This is a genomic window from Nakamurella sp. PAMC28650 (assembly GCF_014303395.1).
Taxonomy (GTDB): domain Bacteria; phylum Actinomycetota; class Actinomycetes; order Mycobacteriales; family Nakamurellaceae; genus Nakamurella.
This window is the reverse complement of record NZ_CP060298.1, coordinates 1,413,981-1,432,805: the sequence shown is the minus strand read 5'-3', so window position 1 is coordinate 1,432,805 and position 18,825 is coordinate 1,413,981. Positions and strand designations below refer to the sequence as shown.

General features: G+C 68.5%; 21 protein-coding genes. 7 read left to right on the top strand and 14 right to left on the bottom strand.

Annotation, left to right across the window (positions count from 1 at the left end; translation table 11 throughout):
* Positions 1-215 precede the first annotated feature (215 nt).
* On the bottom strand, positions 216-626 hold the full coding sequence (locus tag H7F38_RS06420; RefSeq protein WP_187095004.1) for a hypothetical protein: 411 nt from the start codon (positions 624-626) through the stop codon (positions 216-218).
* Here H7F38_RS06420 and H7F38_RS06415 point away from each other — a divergent pair.
* A complete protein-coding gene (locus H7F38_RS06415) occupies positions 613-1,632 on the top strand; it encodes an Ig-like domain-containing protein (RefSeq protein WP_255498260.1) in 1,020 nt (339 codons plus the stop codon). The two genes, H7F38_RS06420 and H7F38_RS06415, sit on opposite strands and share 14 nt — an antisense overlap.
* A 194-nt stretch (positions 1,633-1,826) precedes the next feature.
* Positions 1,827-2,537, top strand: coding sequence for a uracil-DNA glycosylase (locus H7F38_RS06410; protein WP_187093350.1), 711 nt, complete (start codon positions 1,827-1,829; stop codon positions 2,535-2,537).
* Between the two features lie 64 nt (positions 2,538-2,601).
* Here H7F38_RS06410 and H7F38_RS06405 read toward each other — a convergent pair whose 3' ends face one another.
* The 5 genes from H7F38_RS06405 to sthA form a co-directional block, all read right to left on the bottom strand.
* The gene (locus H7F38_RS06405; protein WP_222618494.1) at positions 2,602-2,925 is read right to left on the bottom strand and encodes a hypothetical protein; all 324 of its coding nucleotides are present in this window, start codon (positions 2,923-2,925) and stop codon (positions 2,602-2,604) included.
* A gap of 6 nt (positions 2,926-2,931) precedes the next feature.
* Entirely contained in the window at positions 2,932-3,099 is a 168-nt protein-coding gene (locus H7F38_RS25500; RefSeq protein ID WP_222618493.1) for a hypothetical protein, read from the bottom strand.
* Positions 3,100-3,137: 38 nt separating this feature from the next.
* Positions 3,138-3,971: a heavy metal-binding domain-containing protein gene (locus H7F38_RS06400; RefSeq protein ID WP_187093349.1), complete on the bottom strand. Its 834-nt coding sequence runs from the start codon at positions 3,969-3,971 to the stop codon at positions 3,138-3,140.
* Between the two features lie 58 nt (positions 3,972-4,029).
* Positions 4,030-4,896, bottom strand: a complete 867-nt coding sequence (locus tag H7F38_RS06395; RefSeq protein ID WP_187093348.1) for a heavy metal-binding domain-containing protein — start codon at positions 4,894-4,896, stop codon at positions 4,030-4,032.
* 485 nt (positions 4,897-5,381) lie between these two features.
* The gene (gene sthA, locus H7F38_RS06390) at positions 5,382-6,791 is read right to left on the bottom strand and encodes a Si-specific NAD(P)(+) transhydrogenase (RefSeq protein ID WP_187093347.1); all 1,410 of its coding nucleotides are present in this window, start codon (positions 6,789-6,791) and stop codon (positions 5,382-5,384) included.
* A 767-nt stretch (positions 6,792-7,558) separates the two neighbouring features.
* Between sthA and H7F38_RS06385 the strand changes: the two genes are divergently transcribed.
* From H7F38_RS06385 to H7F38_RS06370, 4 genes are all read left to right on the top strand, one after another.
* Positions 7,559-8,668, top strand: a complete 1,110-nt coding sequence (locus tag H7F38_RS06385; protein WP_187094517.1) for a Gfo/Idh/MocA family protein — start codon at positions 7,559-7,561, stop codon at positions 8,666-8,668.
* Between the two features lie 62 nt (positions 8,669-8,730).
* On the top strand, positions 8,731-9,909 hold the full coding sequence (locus H7F38_RS06380) for a phytanoyl-CoA dioxygenase family protein (RefSeq protein WP_187093346.1): 1,179 nt from the start codon (positions 8,731-8,733) through the stop codon (positions 9,907-9,909).
* A 49-nt stretch (positions 9,910-9,958) separates the two neighbouring features.
* Positions 9,959-10,756, top strand: a complete 798-nt coding sequence (locus H7F38_RS06375) for an SDR family oxidoreductase (protein ID WP_222618492.1) — start codon at positions 9,959-9,961, stop codon at positions 10,754-10,756.
* A gap of 58 nt (positions 10,757-10,814) precedes the next feature.
* A complete protein-coding gene (locus H7F38_RS06370; RefSeq protein WP_187093345.1) occupies positions 10,815-11,816 on the top strand; it encodes a Gfo/Idh/MocA family oxidoreductase in 1,002 nt (333 codons plus the stop codon).
* Positions 11,817-11,834: 18 nt separating this feature from the next.
* Here the strand turns inward: H7F38_RS06370 and H7F38_RS06365 are convergent, their stop codons facing one another.
* The 5 genes from H7F38_RS06365 to H7F38_RS06345 form a co-directional block, all read right to left on the bottom strand.
* Positions 11,835-12,614 (bottom strand): hypothetical protein, encoded by a 780-nt coding sequence (locus tag H7F38_RS06365; RefSeq protein ID WP_187093344.1) that lies wholly within the window; start codon positions 12,612-12,614, stop codon positions 11,835-11,837.
* Positions 12,615-12,799: 185 nt separating this feature from the next.
* Positions 12,800-13,120, bottom strand: coding sequence for a co-chaperone GroES (locus H7F38_RS06360; protein WP_255498258.1), 321 nt, complete (start codon positions 13,118-13,120; stop codon positions 12,800-12,802).
* 33 nt (positions 13,121-13,153) lie between these two features.
* Complete coding sequence (locus H7F38_RS06355) at positions 13,154-13,618, bottom strand: pilus assembly protein CpaE (RefSeq protein WP_187093343.1); 465 nt, start codon at positions 13,616-13,618, stop codon at positions 13,154-13,156.
* Between the two features lie 386 nt (positions 13,619-14,004).
* A complete protein-coding gene (locus H7F38_RS06350) occupies positions 14,005-14,151 on the bottom strand; it encodes a hypothetical protein (RefSeq protein WP_187093342.1) in 147 nt (48 codons plus the stop codon).
* A gap of 184 nt (positions 14,152-14,335) precedes the next feature.
* The gene (locus tag H7F38_RS06345; protein WP_187093341.1) at positions 14,336-15,229 is read right to left on the bottom strand and encodes a mechanosensitive ion channel family protein; all 894 of its coding nucleotides are present in this window, start codon (positions 15,227-15,229) and stop codon (positions 14,336-14,338) included.
* Positions 15,230-15,466: 237 nt separating this feature from the next.
* Here H7F38_RS06345 and H7F38_RS06340 point away from each other — a divergent pair, with 237 nt between their 5' ends.
* Positions 15,467-15,853 (top strand): hypothetical protein, encoded by a 387-nt coding sequence (locus H7F38_RS06340; protein WP_187093340.1) that lies wholly within the window; start codon positions 15,467-15,469, stop codon positions 15,851-15,853.
* A 95-nt stretch (positions 15,854-15,948) separates the two neighbouring features.
* Here the strand turns inward: H7F38_RS06340 and H7F38_RS06335 are convergent, their stop codons facing one another.
* From H7F38_RS06335 to H7F38_RS06325, 3 genes are read right to left on the bottom strand one after another with little or no spacing between them, the layout of a single operon-like run.
* On the bottom strand, positions 15,949-16,203 hold the full coding sequence (locus H7F38_RS06335; protein ID WP_187093339.1) for a Smr/MutS family protein: 255 nt from the start codon (positions 16,201-16,203) through the stop codon (positions 15,949-15,951).
* Between the two features lie 18 nt (positions 16,204-16,221).
* A complete protein-coding gene (locus H7F38_RS06330) occupies positions 16,222-17,841 on the bottom strand; it encodes a dihydrolipoamide acetyltransferase family protein (protein ID WP_187093338.1) in 1,620 nt (539 codons plus the stop codon).
* Positions 17,842-17,856: 15 nt separating this feature from the next.
* The gene (locus H7F38_RS06325; RefSeq protein ID WP_370531336.1) at positions 17,857-18,798 is read right to left on the bottom strand and encodes an alpha-ketoacid dehydrogenase subunit beta; all 942 of its coding nucleotides are present in this window, start codon (positions 18,796-18,798) and stop codon (positions 17,857-17,859) included.
* Positions 18,799-18,825: the final 27 nt, after the last annotated feature.

Below are 18,825 nucleotides of genomic sequence, written 5' to 3'. Positions count from 1 at the left end.
ACCGATATCTCATCGGAACGTTCACCGCTTTCATGGCCAAAACACAGCAGGGAACTCGACGAATACGGCCAGGAGCGGACGCAACATGGACCTATCGTCGTGCGTCAGTACAGCAACAGCAAGCAGGTTGCCCGATGGGCAGGGGCGGCCCCACCGGACCACCCGCAACGGCGAAGCCTCATCGCAGCGCCCGGCGTCGGCATCTGGGAAGCACACTAGCCATAGGGACACGCAATGAGGATCACCACGCACCTGAGGACCTGGGGCCGCCGGACGGCCCTGATCGGCATGACGGTCGGCCTGCTGGCCGGCGCCGTCGCCTGCACGTCCGCCAACTCTGCCGGGGGGTCGGCCACCGTCGCCCCCAGCGCCTCCTCCGCCGGGAGCAGCAGCTCCGGCACGTCCGCCCCCGGTTCGTCGCTGCCGGCCCCCTCGGCGTCCGTCCACGTCGCGGAACCGTCCGGCGGGAGCACTGCCGCCGCGACGGCTCCGAGCGTGTCGAGCGCCCTGGCACCGACGACGACCAGTTCGATGGCGCCGAAGAAGCCGGCCGCCGCCGTCGTCGCCTCGCCGGCCCTGGGCTCGAGCGGCATCTCCCCGACCACCCCGATCATGATCGACGTCAAGGACGGGACCATCAAGGCCCTGACCCTGGTCAACGCCGCCGGCAAGACGGTGACCGGCAAGCTGTCGGCCGACGCCGCCAGCTGGACCCTCGGCGAGGATCTCGGGTACGGCAAGACGTACACCGTCAGGGGTACCGCCGTCGGCGAGGACGGCCGCAGCGTCCCGATCAGTGGCACCTACTCGACCCTGACACCGGCCGACACCGCGACGTCCAGCATCTCCCCCGGTGACGGCGCCGTCGTCGGGGTCGCGGCACCGATCATCGTGCGGTTCAGCTCGGATCCGTCGGCGCAGAAGGCCGCGATCCAGAAGCGGATGAAGGTCGTCACCACCCCGGCCGTCCAGGGCGCCTGGGCCTGGATCACCCACGACGGCGACACCTACCCGTCCCTCGACTGGCGCCCCAAGGCCTACTGGCCCCAGTTCACCAGGGTGCACGTCGAGGCCGACGTCTACGGCGCCGCGTTCTCCAGCGACGTCTACGGATCAGCCGACACCACCAGTGATTTCACCATCGGCCGGAACCAGGTGGTGATCGCCGATGCCAAGAAGTACGACATCGTGGTCCAGCGCTCGGGCCAGACGGTGGCCACGTACCCGGGGTCCTACGGCATGGGCGACGACCCGAACAGCCGCTACGGCATCAACCCCGACCTCGTCACCCGCTCCGGCATCCACATCGTGATGGACAAGCAGGAGACCGTCTCGATGAGCAACCCCAAGTACCACTACACCAACTCGGTGGAGCACTGGGCCGTGCGGATCAGCGACAACGGGGAGTTCATCCACGAGAACCCCAACACCGTGGGGGATCAGGGCAACACGAACGTCAGCCACGGCTGCATCAACCTGTCCGAATCCAGCGCCATCGCCTACTACAACTCCGCGATCTACGGTGACCCGGTGGAGATCACCGGCACCAGCGTGCAGCTCTCCCCGGCCGACGGCGACATCTACGACTGGGCCCTTTCCTGGCCGACCTGGCAGTCGCTGTCCGCCCTGTAGGAACGGGTCGGGCACGATCATCCAGGCGTCCTGCCGATGACGCCGCCGCTCCGGTTCGCCGGGGCGGCGGCGTAGGCGGGTAGCTTGGCGTTCCGACACGACCGTGTCGTCCTCACCGGCGACCGGTGGCGTCCTCTCAGCCGGAGCATCGGAGGTCGATCGTGGTGTTCCCGGATACATCGGCGGTGTCCTCGATGAGCTCGACGGCGGGGGAGATGCGTCGGCTCGATCTCCTGGTCAGCGAGTGCCGGGCCTGCCCGCGCCTGGTCGCCTGGCGCGAGTCGGTCGCGGTCCAGAAGCGGGCGGCCTATCGCGACGAGACCTACTGGGGCCGTGCGGTACCGGGCTTCGGTCCGGCCGACGCCTGGTTGCTGATCGTCGGGCTGGCCCCCGCCGCGCACGGCGCCAACCGCACCGGCCGGATGTTCACCGGTGACCGCAGCGGGGACGTGCTGTTCGCGGCGTTGCACCGGGCCGGCCTGGCCTCGCAGCCGCATTCGGTGGCCATCGACGACGGTCTGGCGCTGACGGGCGTGCGGATCACGGCTCCGGTGCACTGCGCGCCGCCCGACAACGCACCGACGCCCGCCGAGCGGGACAGCTGCGCTCCGTTCCTGGCACGCGAACTCCACCTGATGACGCCGAGTGTCCACGTGCTGCTGGTGCTGGGCGGCTTCGGGTGGCAGGCGCTGCTGTCGACGTTGAGCGGCCTGGGGTGGGTGATCCCGAAACCCCGCCCGAAGTTCGGACACGGGGCGGAGGTCCAGGTGACGTCGCCGGACGGACAGCAGCTGACTCTGCTCGGCTGCTATCACGTGAGCCAGCAGAACACCTTCACCGGACGCCTGACCCCGGCGATGCTCGACGCCGTCCTGGCTCGCGCTGATCAACTTCGCCCGCGCTGATCAACTTGCCCCATTGGTGACGGGTGGGACAGGAGTCGACGAGTTGATCAGCGCGGCCCTCCTTCTACATCCCCAGAAGCGCGGCGAGGGCCTGCCGGGCGGAGGCGTTGGCCGCGGCGAGTGCCGACAGCTCGGCGGCGAACTGCTGCACCCATTCGTCGATGCCGATCTGCTTGCGCGCGATGACGACACCCCCGACCACCTTGCGGGTCTGCGCCTGGACCGTGCCCCGCGCACCCTCGGCCAGTTCCAGCTCGCGGTCGGTTCCGCGCACGATCAGACGGACCGGCCGACCGGGCCGGCCGGCCATCCGGTCACCCAGGGATCGCTGGTACTCGACGTCCACCACACCAGGCGGCAGGGCATCGCCCGGCGAACCGGTCAGCACCCTGGCTTAGGACGCGACGTCGTTGCGATCGTTGCGGAGCATGACGGCGAGCAGCTGGACGTCCCCGAGGGCCCCGAGCCCGCTGGCCGGCGGAACCCCGAGCGCGCTTCCCGGTAGAACATCCGAAAGATCCGGAACAGCCGGAACATCCGGAATGCCTGGGACAGAGGGCATCCCGGGCCGGCCGTGCGGGTCCGGCCCGCCGCCGCCCGTCATCGGTCGGCCAACGGCAACATCAGCTGCGGGGTGGGGATCGAGTGGTCGGCGCGGAGCGGGCGGACCGCCGTCCCGACGGCGAAGAACTCCGTGGTGTGGCCACCCCAGCGGTGCGGGAGGGACAGCAGGTTGACCCCCACGATGCCCTCGGCGTGCAGCGCCTCCCCCTCGGCCTGCATCCGGCTCATGGCCAGTTCCCCTGCGTCGTAGAGGGCTTCGGTGAACTGTGGGATCTCCACGTTCTGGCCGATGTTGGAGAACGACTGTCCGAACTTCTGGTGGGCGATGTGATAGACGCAGGTGCCCATCACCATTCCGAGCGGCGCATATCCGGCCTGCAGCAGGGTCCAGAAATCCTGCCCGGACAGGTCGGAGGTGAACGGCTTGCCGGTGTTCGGCTTCCACCCGAAACCATCGGGGGCAAGGGCGGTATCGGCGTGCACGGCCGTCCCGACTGCGGTGAATTCAGCCAGATCCGAACCGAATTCCTTGAACTCGATGTTCAGCCGGACGGCGACCACCCCGTCGGCGCCCAGAACGTCGGCCTCGGCCTCCATCCGGGTCATCGCCAGTTCCCGCGCGTGATACATCGCAGCCGACAGGGTGCCCATCTCCTGGTTCTTGCTCCACCGGCCGGCCTGGAATCCGACGTGGTAGATGCTGGAACCGAACACCAGCCCCAGCGGGCGGAATCCGGCTTCCCTCACGAGCAGGAATTCGTTGACCGAGAGGTCCGAGGTGAAAATGGATGTCGGCTGGCCGGGGCGCATCGCCGACAATCGGCGCAATGCGTCCTGCGGGATGCCCATGGGATTCGGATCAATGGTCATGATGTGTTCAGATGGGTGTTCGTCCAGATGGGTGGTCGTGGAAGTAAGGCTTCGGCCGTCACAGCAGCGGTAGGAACGTCAGGGTCTTCACCGGGGCCGGCTTCACACCCAGCCGGGGGAATGGCAGAACACCGGTGCCGAACATGGTGGCCTCGGCCAGGTGGTCACGGTGCCCGTCGGACGGTTCCTGCTCCCAGACCCGCATCGTCGAGGAATTCAGCAACACCCCGCTCGCGCCCTTGCCGGCGGCCTGCGCCGAGAGCACCTGCCTGGCCTGGTGACGGACGTTGTTCGTCAGCTCCGTGTATCCGGAAACCTCGGTGTTGAGCCAACTACGGGTCTGCGCGTAGGTCGCCCAATCGTCATGACGGATGGCCAGCGAGATCCCGTAGACGATGCACATCGGCATCCAGCCGTTGAGCATCAGCTTGGCGACGTCGGCACCGGGCAGGTCCGTCAGGAAGGGCTCGGGGAGCGACTGGGGGAGGTTGCCGATCCCGGTGCGTTCGTCACCGAGCCGAACCGCACTGCCGAGCGCGACGAACTCGTGGTTGTCCGTCCCCAGCGAGGTCACCGTGATGCGGACGTCGATGACGCCATCGGCGCCCAGAAGCCTGGCCTCGTGCGAGAGTCGTTGCAGCGCGGTGTCATAGCCGTGACGGACGGAATCGACGTACGGCTGGTAACTGCCGAAGGTCGTCACCCGCGCCTGACGGTAGTTGTTGCCCCAGTAGCCGCATCCGGCCCAGCCCTGCCAGCCGATGTGCTGCACGATGCAGCCCATCACCTCGCCGATGGGCGTCAAACCGACCGCGCGGGCACTGAATGCGCTGGGCACCGACAGCAGTGACGTGCGGACGCCGGAGGCAGAAGCCCTGGCGATCCGGTCGAGCGCAACCTGGGGAAGTCCCGCACCGGTTGTCATGACGCCTCCTGCTGGCACCGTGTCCTGCTGGCACCGTCTCCTGCCCGCAATCGGTCGGGAAGCGGACCCGAATGGTCGGGCGTCGCCAAGCTACTCCTGCGCGCTGGGAGCCGGATGAGCGCTTCGGCCCCGGGGACGGCGGTGCCGGTGGCCGGCCCCGTCAACCGCTCCCGGGGTCCGACCGTCGCCCGAGAGAGCCACGACGCATCCGCCGATGCTGGTCGGCCCGGATCCGATCCAGGGCGTCGCCTGATCGAAGGTCACCGTCGTCGGACCGCGGCGGCTCGGCCGGCGGCGCATCGTCGTGCGGGGGTCGATCCGTGGACCGGTCCGGGAGCGACCCGTCGACGGGCCGCCCGCGACGTCGGGGGCTCCGCCGGCCGGTTAGGGCGTCCGGGTCCGGCGGTCGATCGACGCGTTCGTCGATCCGGGCGAGCACCTTCGACATGCACCTGCGCAGGGCTCGGATCACAGCGACCACCCGGTCAGGCCTGGGTGACCCGGGCGATCGCGCGCATCTTGTTGACCGCGTCCAGCGCGGCCACCTTGTAGGACTCGGCCAGGGTCGGGTAGTTGAAAACGGCGTCGACCAGGAAGTCGACAGTACCGCCGCACCCCATCACCATCTGGCCGATGTGCACCAGTTCGGTGGCGTTCGTCCCGAACACGTGCACACCGAGCAGCTCACGGGATTCGGCGTGCACCAACAGCTTCAGGATTCCGTAGGAATCCCCGAGAATGGCGCCGCGAGCCAGTTCGCGGTAGCGGGAAACACCGACCTCGAACGGCACGTTCTCGCTCGTCAGCTGCTTCTCGGTGCGACCGACGTAGGAGATTTCCGGAATCGAGTAGATGCCGATCGGCTGCAGGTCTCCGAGCTTGCCGCCGACCGACTCGCCGAACGCGTGATAGCTGGCCCGCCGGCCCTGCTCCATCGACGTCGCGGCCAGCGCGGGGAAGCCGATCACGTCACCGACGGCGTAGATGTGGTCGACGGAGGTCTGGAAGTTCTCGTTGACCTCCAGCCGTCCGCGCTCGGCCGGCTCGATGCCCGCCACCAGCACGTCGACCTCGTCGGAGGCGCCCTGGCGGCCCGCCGAGTACAGCACCGTGTCGGCCGGGATCTTCTTGCCCGATTCGAGGATGGTCAGGGTGCCGCTCGCGTGCCGCTCGACCGTGCGCACGGACTCGGAGAACCTGAACGTCACGGCCAGGTCCCGCAGTTGGTACTTCAGCGCCTCGATGATCTCGTCGTCGCAGAAGTCCAGCATGGCGGCCCGCTTCTCCACCACGGTCACCTTGGTCCCCAGCGCCGCGAACATCGAGGCGTACTCGATGCCGATGACGCCGGCGCCGACCACCACCATCGAGGCCGGCACCTTGTTCATGTTGAGGATCTGGTCGGAGTCGACGATCGTCTCGCCGTCGAACTCGACGCTGCTCGGCCGCGCCGGCCGGGTCCCGACCGCGATGACGAACTTGTCCGCGGTCAGCTTCTGCTTGATCCCGTGTTCGTTCTCCACCTCGATGCTGTGCGCGTCGGTGAACTTCGCGGTGCCTGCGATCAGCGCCACCCGGTTGCGGGACAGCTGGTTGCGGATCACGTCGATCTCGCGGTTGATCACGTGCTGGGTGCGGGCGGACAGGTCGGCGACGGTGATGTCGTCCTTGACCCGGTAGGCCTGGCCGTACAGTTCGCGCTGGTTCAGACCCGTCAGGTACAGCACGGCCTCGCGCAGCGTCTTGGACGGAATGGTCCCGGTGTTGATGCAGACGCCGCCGACCATGTTGCGGCGCTCGATGACAGCCGCCTTCCTCCCGAGCTTGGCGGCTGCGATGGCGGCCTTCTGGCCGGCCGGGCCGGACCCGATGACGATCAGGTCGAAGTGATCCATGATGGCTCTTTCCTGTCGGTGCGATCGGACCCGGCGCGGGGCGGCACGCGAATCGGGGCCTGGTCGGGTGCCCGGCGCCGGCACCGGTTGCCATCTTCGCCTATCGCACAGCACTGCCGCAGCGGCGGGAGTTGGATGTTGCCTGCCCGACACACGGCCGTGACGTGCCGGACGCCCGCCGGCCCGGGCCGATCCGTCGGGAATCGACCGCCAGGCGCTCCGTTTCCATCACTCGACGCCCTCTCGTGCTGACGCGGGCGCGGGGGCCGTAGCGCAGATGCAGGGGACACCTTTGGGCGAGGCCCTGAGATCGCTGCTGCGGCCCGAACGGATCCGGACCGGGCATGAGTGACCACGCCTGACGGTCGCGGGCGTCGGCGAATCGTCATCATCGCAGGTGTTCGGTGCCTGAGTACGGGCACCGAACGCCTGCAGTGATGCCACTTGGAGGAAGGACGATGCTCCAAGCTGCGAGGGGACCGGCCATAGCGGCCCGGTCACCCTGACGCGAACGGTGAAAACGGGACCTGGACACCAGACGCCCGGGACATCACGGTGCATTGACATCCGGGCGCTCTGCGCGCCAGACTACTTGGACCGGTCCAATACCGACCGTCTCCTCGTTCCAGGCCACGCCCCCATCCCGGCCCGATCCTCGTCCCGGCCGCAACCGAACCCTGCACGCACCCGGAGGTCCAGTGGCGTTCACTCCCGCACCCCGAGCAACGGCCACCCGACTGGGCGTGGCGGTGGCCGGCTTCGGATGGATGGGCCGGGTGCACGCGCAGGCCTACCTGCGCGTGCGGCACCACTTCCCTGAACTGGACCTCTCTCCCCAGCTCGTCGCGGTCGCCGAAGCGGTTCCCGGCCGCGCGGAGGAGGCGGCCGCCCAGTACGGCTTCGCGGCCACCACCCCCGACTGGCGGGACCTGGCCGACGACGCCACGATCTCGGCCGTCAGCATCACCGCCCCGAACTTCCTGCACCGCGAGATGGGGACCGCGCTCGCCGCCGCGGGCAAGCACATCTGGATCGAGAAGCCGGTCGGATTGTCCGCCGACGATGCCCGTGCGGTCGAGACCGCAGTTGCGAAGGCCGGTGTGCAGGCGGCCGTCGGTTTCAACTACCGCAATGCGCCCGCCGTCGAACTGGCGAAGCAGCTCATCGAGCAGGGCGACCTCGGCGCCATCACCCACGCGCGGATCAGGCTGTTCAGCGACTACGCCGCCCATCCGGACGGCGCGTTGAGCTGGCGGTTCGAGCGCAAGCTCGGCGGTGCCGGCGCGCTCGGCGATCTGGCCTCGCACGGCGTCGACCTGGCCTGGTACCTGCTGGGCGACATCGAAAAGGTCGTGTCCGACACCGCCATCTTCCTGGCCCAGCGATCGAGGCCGGGGGCCGCCACCACGGGCCATGGGCGGGCGGCCGGGGGCGAGCGGGGCAACGTGGAGAACGAGGACTACGTCTCGAGCCTGCTGCGCTTCACCTCGGGTGCCCGCGGCGTGCTGGAGGCCAGCCGGATCTCCGTCGGTTCGCAGAACGACTACGGCTTGGAGATCCATGGCACCAGAGGCGCAGTGTTCTGGGATTTCCGCCGGATGAACGAGCTCGGCCTCAGCCTCGGCACCGACTACCAGGACCAGAGCGTGGTGACGAAGTTCGTCGGACCCGGCGCCGGCGACTACGCCGCGTTCCAGCCCGGTGCGGCGTCATCGATGAGCTACGACGATCTCAAGGTCATCGAGTGCGCGAGGTTCCTCCGATCGATTGCGGAGGGAAAGACCTACGGCGCCAGCATTTCCGACGCAGTCCGGAGCGCGGTCACGCTGGACGCGATGGTAGCGTCGGTCGAGCGCGGCGGCTGGGTCAGCCTGTAGGCAGAGCGTTCGACGACGAGCCTAGTTCGACGACGAACCGAGTTCAACGAGGAGCCGACGGCATGACGACCTACCTGCCCAGCAGGACCTACGCACTGGCCGAAGCCGACTGCAGGCTGGACGATTTCGTCGAGTTGGTCGGCCGGACCACCGATCTCACCGAGTACCCGCTCGCCTCTTCGGTGCAGGAGGGCGTCCTGGTCTACGACAGTGCCGCCCTGCGCCCGGCATCCGGCGCCGAGCCCGGTACGAACGACTTCCACGCGGAACTGGCCAGGGCACTGATGGACGGTCCTGGCATCGTGGTGTTCAAGAACGCCTTCCCGGACACCGGCGTCGTGGACGCCGCGACCGAGGTCTTCCAGGCGATCATCGCCGAGCAACATGCGGCCGGCACTGCGGTGGGGGACCACTTCGCGACCGCCGGCGCCAACGACCGCATCTGGAATGCGCTGGAGAAGCTCGCCGTCAGAAATCCAGAGGTGTTTGCGTCCTACTACTCCAATGACGTCATCGCGGCGATCAGCACGGCCTGGCTCGGACCGAACTATCAGGTGACTTCGCAGGTCAACGTGGTCAACCCCGGCGGCAGGGCGCAGAGCGTGCACCGCGACTACCACCTGGGCTTCCAGACCAACGAGCAGGCGGGCCGCTACCCGGCGCACGTCCACCGGCTCTCGCCGGTCCTCACCCTGCAGGGCGCAGTGGCCCACACCGACATGCCGGTCGAGACCGGACCCACCCAGTACCTGCCGCACTCGCAGAAGTACCTGCCCGGCTACCTGGCCTGGCGTCGGCCGGAATTCCGCGAGTTCTTCGAGTCGAACTTCGTCCAGCTACCGCTGGCCAAGGGCGACGCGGCTTTCTTCAACCCCGCCCTGTTCCACGCCGCCGGCACCAATCACACCACCGACATCAGGCGCATGGCCAACCTGCTGCAGATCTCCTCGGCGTTCGGGCGCGCGATGGAAACCGTTGATCGACAAGCGATGTCGACCGCGCTCTATCCCGCTCTACTGAAGATGCAGGCCAACGGGGCGACCGGCGCGGAGATCGCCAACGTGATCGCGTCCTCGGCGGAGGGCTACTCGTTCCCGACGAACCTGGACCGCGACCAGCCGGTCGACGGGCTCGCCCCGGCCAACCAGGCCGAACTTCTCGCCGCGGCAGTGGAGCAGCAGTGGCCGGAGGAGAAGTTGGAGTCCGAATTGACGGCCTGGAACGGGCGGCGCCTCTCCTGAGACTCCGCCGCCGCGCCGCTGGATCCCCTCGACCGTTGGAATGAGGCCGATGTACGAGAAGTTGTTTCAGGACATGTTGTTGCAGGACAAGGTGGTACTCGTCAGCGGTGGCACGCTGGGGGTCGGAGCCGGCATCGCCAGGGCGGCAGCGCAGCAGGGCGGCGCCGTGGTCGTCACCGGCCGCAACCGGGCTGCGGGGGACACCCTGGTCGCCGAGCTGATCGCCGCCGGCGCGCAGGCCCTGTTCGTCCGGACCGACGTCAGCGACCTCGCTCAGGCCCGGGACAGCGTGAGCGCCACGGTCGAGAAGTTCGGACGGGTAGACGCTCTCGTCAATTGCGCCGGCCTGACGACCAGGGGCACACTGCTGGACACCACCCCCGAATTGTTCGACGCCCACATCGCGATCAATCTGCGCGCACCGTTCTTCCTGATGCAGGCTGCGGTGCGGGACATGCTCTCACGCAAGGCTTCCGGGACCATCCTCAACGTCATCTCCTCTTCCGAACACGGTGGCCAGCCCTACCTCGCGCCCTACGTGGCCGCCAAGGCGGGTCTGGCCGGGCTCACCCGCAACGCCGCTCACGCCCATCGGTTCGACCGCATCCGGATCAACGGGCTCGACATCGGCTGGACCGAGACCGAGGGCGAGGACGCCATACAGCGGCAGTTCCATGGCGCACAGGACGATTGGCAGGCCAAGGCGGGGGCTCGGCTCCCGATGGGCAAGCTCGGCCAAGTGGACGAGATCGCCGATTTCGCCGTGTTCCTGCTGTCCGACCGGAGCGGTGTCGTCACCGGCTCGGTCATCGACTGGGATCAGAACGTACTCGGCGGAATGGACTGACCATCACCGGAATCCGCGAAAGTCGTTATCCTGCACAGCCTGCTGAAAGGGTGATCACGTGAGACTCGGCCTCATCGGCCTCGGCCGGATCGGTGCCTACCATGCGGAGAACCTCGCCAGGATGGAGACGGTGGAGTCCCTCGTCGTCACCGATGCACTGACTGCGGTCACCGCGCAGGTCGCGCAGCGGTTCGGCTTCGAGACGGCAGACAGCCCGGAAGCTCTGCTGCGCAGCGGGATCGACGGCGTGTTGATCGCCGCCGCGACGGAGGCACATCCGTCCCTGATCGTCGCCGCGGTGGAGGCCGGGATTCCCGTCTTCTGCGAGAAGCCGGTGGCCCGTGAGGCTTCCGAGAGCGCGCGGGTGCTCGCCGCGGTGGCCGGATCGGGCGTACCGGTGCAGATCGGCTATCCGCGTCGGTACGACCCGGCCTTCGCCGTGGCCCGCGCCGCCGTCGCCGCCGGTGAACTCGGCTGGCTGCACACCGTCCGCTCGACCACGCTGGACCCGTCACCGCCGCCGCACGGCTACGTCGCCGGCTCCGGCGGAATCTTCCGCGACTGCTCGGTCCACGACTTCGACGCGGTCCGTTGGGTCACCGGCCAGGAGGTGGTCGAGGTGTTCGCCACCGGTAGCAATCAGGGCGATCCGTACTTCGCCGAGGTCGGGGACGTCGACACGGCCTCGGCCATCCTGACCATGTCCGGGGGCACCATCGCCGTGGTGTCCAACTCCCGTTACAACGCGCGCGGCTACGACGTGCGACTGGAGGTGCACGGTTCCAAGGACAGCATCGCCGTCGGCCTCGAGGACCGGTTGCCGCTGCGATCGGTCGAACCGGGTGTGACGTTCCCGGCGGGTGTCCCGTACGACTTCTTCATGGACCGGCTGGGGCCGGCCTTCCGCGCCGAACTCGTAGCGTTCACCGAAGTGGTCGCCGGCATCCGCCCGTCGCCGTGCACCATCGCAGATGCGGTCGAGGTCGGCCTGATCGCCGAGGCCTGCACCCTGTCACGCCGGGAGCATCGTCCGGTCACGATCGAGGAGGTGCGCGTCTGAGACCGGCAGTCACCGACGTCACCACGGGTTGACCGTGTCCAGCCGGGAAGCATGCCGTGCAATGGGCAGCGCCTCCAGCAACTGCGAGTTGACGACCTCGTCGACGAGGGCGCGGCTGCCGCCGATCAAGGTGGTGTCGGCGTCGACCTCGGTGGCCACGCACCAGCGGTGATCCTCAGGCCAGAAAATGCTCGGTGACTGCGGATCGAACCAGTCCGCAGTGACCCAGCGACCGATCCGGGTGGCCGCGTCGACGGGGCCACCGAACAAGCGGTATCCGCGCCCGGGGAGAGCGAAGGTGGGCCCGGTGAGATCCAGCTGCCACCCATGCGGTGCCATCTCCGGCGGTGGCGGTAGCTCACCCGAATCGGTCGACCGCACCAGGGTGGTTCCCCCCGGATGCTGCCACCCCCAGCCGTCCCACACCGCGAACCAGCATCGTGCCGGGGTGTCCGTGTGGCTCGCCAGGATGGAGCACAGAGCGGTCAAGGCCTCACCGTCCAGGTTCCCCGTGCGCGGCTCACCCGGGAAGCTGCGGCCGTCACGCAGTTCCGGCGGGGCCGGGTTGATCTGGGACCACTGCGCGCCCGCATGCATGGTCCGCCCCCGGATCCGGGCCACGTCGGCCCACCGCAGGGCGTCCGGTCCGTCGTCCAGCGGATGAAAGATCCGCGCGTGGGCCCGGAAGTCCGGCCCGACCATCCCGCTCACCCACGGCTCGGCGAAGACATCGATCCGCGAGGTCACCCATTCCGCCGGTCGGGCACTGTGCGCCACCGCGGGCGGCGTGAAGGTCATCCCTGATTGTCTCCCAGACCCGGTCGAGGACAACACACCTGGGATCCTGACGGAAGATTCGTGTTCAGGTCTCCCGCTTCACGATGAACCGTCGCGTGGCAGGCCCGAACTCCAGGACGAGGTGGTCCCTCTGCGCGCGTTCTCCGAGGGTGACCTCGCAGCGATGGGGTCGATCCTGGCCGCGGTCACAGGTAGAGCCCCGCCCCGCCGGCCGCGGCCTCGCTGGCGACGGCCTGGAGGTCGCGCTCGCGCAGCACGAGGTAGGTCTCACCGCCGACCTCGACCTCGAACTGGTCCTCGGGGTCGAACAGCACACTGTCCCCCAGCTTGACCGATCTGACGTGCTGCCCGACCCCGTGGACCTCGCCCCAGATCAGTCGCTTGGCGACCTCGGCCGTTGCGGGGATGACGATCCCACCTCGTGAGGTGCGCTCACCGGCCGCACCGGACAGCTTGATCAGGATCTTGTCGTGCAGCATCTGGATGGAGCGGGGATGGTCGGGCACGGCTCCGAGCGTAGTGCGCGGGCCGCCGGCCGCTCAGTCGATCTGCGTGTCCGGTGGCGGCGGCGCGAGTCGTTCGTTGGCCGCGGCGATGCGAGCCAGGGCCCCGAGCGCGTAGGCCTCTTCCACGGAGTCGGCCTCGATCTCCTCGTCGGGCCTCGGCGGCAGCCGGACCGTCACGAGGTAGGTCCGGTCGGTACCGTCCGCCCCGTCGACTCGCCGCAGGCTGACGAAGGTCGGTCCCATCAGTTCGCGCAGCTGGTCTTCGCGGGGCAACCAGAGGGCGTCCTCCAGACCTACCGAGTCCAGCGCCCACTCGGTGGTGCCGTTGAATCCGAGCACCCGCGCGTCTGCGGGTCCGTGGGCCTCGATCGTCATGTCGCTGAGGGTGAAGACGTCGCCGTCGAAGTTGTCGTCGACCAGGCTGAACCGGTCCCCCATCACCGGGGTCCAGCGGACACCCGCATCCCGCAGGGCCACCGCCAGCTCTCGCGAGATCACTCACGCCTCCCAGTTCGAACCGCCCGCACACCCGCTCGTGCACCGCAGACCCGGCGCCACGCCGGCAGATTCACCGCGGCCCAGTCTGCCAGAGCAGCTCTCCACCGGGCCGGCACGATCGGGGTTTGCGCGACGGCGGGGCGCCGGCGACCGAGATTTCGTTCGGTTCGGCGGTCACCGGCCGAGAACGCAAAGGACCCCGGGGGCTGCCAGGTCGGGGGTCCGGCAGCAACCGGGGTCATGGGTGATGTCGCTGGACACCTCAGAAGCGTTACAAGAGACTTCAACAATCTTTGACGCACCCGAAACGGCCTCAACGGCGCAGATCGCACCCTCTACCCAGAGTGCGCGATCGGATACTCGGTGGCACTACGCGGCACCACCGCTCAGCGGTTGTAGCCCTGGCGTTGTGCCATCAGGATGATCTCGTCGCGCATGGCCGGGGTGGCGGCGCGTTCGATGGCGCGGCCGATCGCACGACGGTTGCGGGAAACTTCGCGGCTGTTGCGGATGGCGTTGGTGAGGCGGCTCATGGTCGTTCCGTCCTTGCTGGGTCGATCTGTACTGCCGGCACTTCCGGTCTTGAATGCTTGACACCCTGTATGACGCCCCGGACACCCCGGTCGTTACCCGATTCGCCGGTGAAGCCGATCACAGGCCTTTGATTCCACGGCATAAGAGCGTCTGCACCCCCATCCGTCCTGTCGTTCATCACCCCTACCGCTGTTGGGTCCCGTCCGCTGCAGACCTGGGGCCGCGGCCGTCCGGCCCCTGTCCCGCCGCCTTCGGCGCCTCGGCCGGCATCACGTCAGGGACCTCTTCGGAGCCGTGGAACGGCTCGTCGGCCAGGTCGTCGGACGACTTCTCCACCGGTTCCGGGGCCGGCCCGATGGCCGCGCCGAGCAGACCGGCGTTCGGCATCCGGACCGGTCCCTCCTGGGTTTCGATGGTCGTGTACATCAGGCCGGCCGAGACGATCACACCCTCGAACGGTCCACCCAGGGCGCCCGTCCGCACCTTGACCCGCTCACCCGGGGTGTAGGGCCGGGCGAACAGCAGCACCAGGCCGGCGAAGAAGTTTCCCAGCGTCTGCTGCGCCGCGATGCCGATCACGACACCCGTCACAGCGCCTCCCACCAGCAGATTGCCCAGGTCCACCCGCAGCAGCCCGAGCAGTCCGAGACCGACCGAGAGGTAGCCGACGATGATGCAGATCAGCCGGATCGCCGACGCCGCCGACGCTCCGGCCCTGCGGTTGCTCACCCTGGCCAGTTCGTTCGCGACCGCGCGGGTGGCGATCACCCCGGCCAGGACGAAGACCAGCGCGATCACCACGACGATGATGGTCAGGTACCCGGGCTGGACGACGACATCCCGGCCGAACAGGTTGAACTTGCCGGGCGATGTCCGGCCGATGCCGCCCAGCCGCTCGCCCACGATGAAGGCCACCAGCGTGATCAGGACGGCGGGGATGGCCCGCTTCAGGTCGGGTTCGGCCCTGTTGTCGATGGCTCTGAGCACGGCCAGGGCCGAGTTCTGGTGCTCGGGGGACTGCTGTTCCGGCGTGGGGGTCGCCGGCGGCGGAAGGGGCGCCGAGTGCGGATCTATCATGCGTTCCATGCTGTCAGGCCCGGACGGCCATTCGCGACGTCCATGACGAGCAGTCACGTCCCGACCGGAGAGGCACGCCCTGACGACGGAGTGGTGTCGCCCACGTTGTGCTTGCACGTCCGCGCACTTTGGGTACCTGACCACGCGTGATGGCGGGCGGCTCCGAACGTCTATCTGATGTCGGGCCAGATCTCGACCCGCATCACGCCCTCTGCCCCCGCCACCAGGACTGACACGATGACTGCCTTGAACACCACCCTGACCGCCAAGATCGAGCGCCACCTCTTCGACGTGAGCCGCCTCAGCTCGCGGACCTTCGGGCCCGCCATCGCCACCAGCGAGCCCGGGCGGAACGAGATCACGCTCTCGACGGCGGCTGCCGTGGTCTGCGCCCAGATCGAGGTGATGATGGAGCGCCGCTTCGCCGTCTTCCGGGCCTCCGCCGAGGATCTGACGCTGCTCGGTCACGTCCGGTCCGCCGAGGCCGCACTTCGTCAGGTCGCGGTGCTGATCGGCGCCCGGGCGTCCACCGAGGCCCTGCACGACGAGCTCGAGATCGTGTTCGACCACCTGACTGCGGCGATCACGATGACGAGCCTGTTGCGTCAGCCGGCCCACCGGTAGACCCCGGACGTCCTGCAGAGTGCTCGCGATAGCGAGCACTCTGCAGGACGCAACCGGGGTTCCCTCGTCATTTCCAGCGCGTCATTTCCAGCGCGTCATTTCCAGCGGAAGTGGACGAAGACGCGGCCGAAGTTGTCGGAGTCCTTCTCGACCCGGTGGTAGAGCGCCTTGATCTCCTTCTGGGCGAGGAACCGGAGCACGTGCTTCTTCAGCGCTCCGGTTCCCTTGCCCGGGATGATCTCCACCAGCGGCGCCTTCTTGGCCACGGCCTCGTCGATGATCGCCCGCAGCGCCCGGTCGATGTCCTGTCCCTTGTTGTAGATCTCGTGCAGATCGAGCTTGAGCTTCACGGCTGAAGGTCCACGAGGCTAGAACACGAGTGACAGGCCGGGGTCGGCCAGCAGTGCCCCGACATCCGCGAGGAACTGCGAGCCCTGCTCTCCGTCGATCACCCGATGGTCGAACGACAGCGAGAGCTGGCAGACCTTCCGGACGGCCAGCTGGCCGTCGACCACCCAGGGTGCGTCCTTGATCGATCCGATCGCCAGGATCGCCGACTCCCCCGGATTGATGATCGGCGTTCCGGTATCCACGCCGAAGATCCCGACGTTGGTGATGGTGAAGGTGCCGCCGGTCATCTCGGTCGGCGGGGTCCTGCCGGCCCGCGCCTTGTCGGTGAGCGCGCCGAGCGCCATCGCGATCCCGCGGAGATCGAGCTGGTCTGCGTCGCCGATCACCGGGACGATCAGCCCACGGGGGGTGGCCGCGGCGATCCCGAGGTTGACGTAGTTCCGGATGACGATCTCGCCGGCGTCACCGTCCCAGACCGAGTTGATCTCGGGCGTCCGTCGCGAGGCCAGGCACACCGCGAACGCTGCGAACGCTAGGGGACTCACCTTGACGTCCGCGAATTCCGGCCGCTTGCGCACCTTGTCGCGCAGTTCCATCATCGGGGTGACGTCGACGGTCAGGAATTCGGTGACGTGTGGAGCGGTGAACGCCGAGGCCACCATCGCCTGCGCCGTCATCTTCCGGATGCCCTTGATCGGGACCCTGGTCTCGCGCGGCTTCACGGTCGGCGCGGCCGGCGCGGCCGGCGCGGCTGCCGCTGCCGCCGCTGCTGGCTCACTCGTAGCACCGGGCACCCTCTCGTATGACGCTTGAGCGTCATACGAGTCGACTGAGGGTGCTACCAGTGGTGCTACCAGTGACGACGGTTCTGCCGGGGCGGCCGCAGCTTCCACCTCGGCCCGGGAGATCACGCCGTCCGCCCGACCGGCGCTGAGCATCATCAGGTCGACCCCGAGATCCTTGGCCAGCTTCCGGACCGGCGGGGTCGCCTTCGGGGCCAGTTGCGAGACCACCGGCAGCTGCACCACGGGAGCCGGCTCAGCCGACACCGGCAGCTTCACCGCCGGCTCCGGCTCGGCCACCACCGGCAGCTGCACCACGGGCTCCGGCTCGGCCACCACCGGCTGCTGGACAGCCGGAGCCGCTGATTTTGGGATGCGGTCGAGGTCGAATCCCAGGTCGTCGACGGTGCGCATCGCTCCGCTCCGCCGGGCCCGGCGCGCGGTGCCCGGGCTGGCCGAGACGTACCCGACCAGAGTGGCGATCCGGCCGTCGGCCGTCATCTCGCCGATCTTCGCGCCGGCTTCCTCGGCGGCACCCCCGGCAACACCAGAACCGGTTCCAGCACCCGAAACAACGGGACCAGCGACATCGGCCACCTCGACCCCGCCCGGATCGGTGTCGATGCTGATGATCGGCGTGCCGACGTCAACCGTCACGCCGGGTTCGACGAGCAGCGCCGTCACCAGGCCCGCGAACGGCGACGGGAGCTCGACGGCTGCCTTCGCCGTCTCGATCTCCACCATGATCTGGTTGACGGTCAACGTATCCCCGACGCTGACGTGCCACGTCAGGATCTCGGCCTCGGTGAGGCCCTCCCCGACGTCGGGCATCGGGAATGTCCGGATTCTCGGCATGTGATCCTCCATCCCTCAGTACGCGAGCACGCGGTCGACGGCGTCCAGGACCTTGTCCAGGTCCGGGAGGTAGTACTCCTCGAGCTTGCTGGGTGGGTACGGCGTGTCCATCCCGGCCACCCGCAGCACCGGCGCGGCCAGCGAGTAGAAGGCCTCTTCCATCACCCGGGCAGCGATGTCACCGGTGATCGACGACTCCCGCGGGGCCTCGCTGACGACCACCAGATGCCCGGTCTTGCGGACCGACTCCAGGACCGGGGCCAGGTCGAGCGGCGACAGCGTGCGCAGATCGATCAGTTCCAACGACCGGCCCTCGGTAGCCGCCGCATCGGCGGCCGCCTGCAGCACCGGCATCGACGGGCCGTAGGACACGACGGTGACGTCGGTGCCCGGCCGCCGCACGACCGAGGAGAAGGTGCTCCCCGGATCGGTCTCCACGTCGAGCGGGGACTTCTCCCAGTACCGGCGCTTCGGTTCGAAGAACACGACCGGATCGTCGCAGGCAATGGCCTCCTGGATCATGAAGTAGGCGTCCGAGGCGTTGGAGCACGACACCACGCGCAGGCCGGCGATGTGGCAGAAGAACGACTCCGGCGCCTCGGCGTGGTGTTCGACCGCGCCGATGCCGCCGCCGTAGGGGATGCGTACGACGACCGGCATCCGGACGGTGCCCTGCGTACGGAACGTCATCTTCGCCAGCTGCGAGATGATCTGGTCGAAGCCCGGGAAGACGAACCCGTCGAACTGGATCTCGGCGACCGGCCGGTAGCCGCGCATGGCCAGCCCGACCGCCGTGCCGATGATCCCCGACTCGGCCAGCGGGGTGTCCAGCACGCGGTGCTCGCCGAAGTCCTTCTGCAGCCCGTCGGTGACCCGGAACACCCCACCCAGCTTCCCGACGTCCTCGCCCATGACCAGGACCTTCGGGTCCCGTTCCATGCTGGCCCGCAGACCCATGTTGATGGCCTTGGCCAGCGTGGTCGG

Coding starts and splice junctions, on each gene's coding strand:
- H7F38_RS06325 (WP_370531336.1), bottom strand. CDS start 18,798: ATGGGTCTGCGGGCCAGCATGGAACGGGACCCGAAGGTCCTGGTCATG.
- H7F38_RS06375 (WP_222618492.1), top strand. CDS start 9,959: ATGTACGAGAAGTTGTTTCAGGACATGTTGTTGCAGGACAAGGTGGTA.
- H7F38_RS06380 (WP_187093346.1), top strand. CDS start 8,731: ATGACGACCTACCTGCCCAGCAGGACCTACGCACTGGCCGAAGCCGAC.
- H7F38_RS06415 (WP_255498260.1), top strand. CDS start 613: ATGATCGACGTCAAGGACGGGACCATCAAGGCCCTGACCCTGGTCAAC.
- sthA (WP_187093347.1), bottom strand. CDS start 6,791: ATGGATCACTTCGACCTGATCGTCATCGGGTCCGGCCCGGCCGGCCAG.
- H7F38_RS06395 (WP_187093348.1), bottom strand. CDS start 4,896: ATGACAACCGGTGCGGGACTTCCCCAGGTTGCGCTCGACCGGATCGCC.
- H7F38_RS06385 (WP_187094517.1), top strand. CDS start 7,559: ATGGGCCGGGTGCACGCGCAGGCCTACCTGCGCGTGCGGCACCACTTC.
- H7F38_RS06350 (WP_187093342.1), bottom strand. CDS start 14,151: ATGAGCCGCCTCACCAACGCCATCCGCAACAGCCGCGAAGTTTCCCGC.
- H7F38_RS06410 (WP_187093350.1), top strand. CDS start 1,827: ATGAGCTCGACGGCGGGGGAGATGCGTCGGCTCGATCTCCTGGTCAGC.
- H7F38_RS06340 (WP_187093340.1), top strand. CDS start 15,467: ATGACTGCCTTGAACACCACCCTGACCGCCAAGATCGAGCGCCACCTC.
- H7F38_RS06345 (WP_187093341.1), bottom strand. CDS start 15,229: ATGATAGATCCGCACTCGGCGCCCCTTCCGCCGCCGGCGACCCCCACG.
- H7F38_RS06330 (WP_187093338.1), bottom strand. CDS start 17,841: ATGCCGAGAATCCGGACATTCCCGATGCCCGACGTCGGGGAGGGCCTC.
- H7F38_RS25500 (WP_222618493.1), bottom strand. CDS start 3,099: ATGCCCTCTGTCCCAGGCATTCCGGATGTTCCGGCTGTTCCGGATCTT.
- H7F38_RS06365 (WP_187093344.1), bottom strand. CDS start 12,614: ATGACCTTCACGCCGCCCGCGGTGGCGCACAGTGCCCGACCGGCGGAA.
- H7F38_RS06400 (WP_187093349.1), bottom strand. CDS start 3,971: ATGACCATTGATCCGAATCCCATGGGCATCCCGCAGGACGCATTGCGC.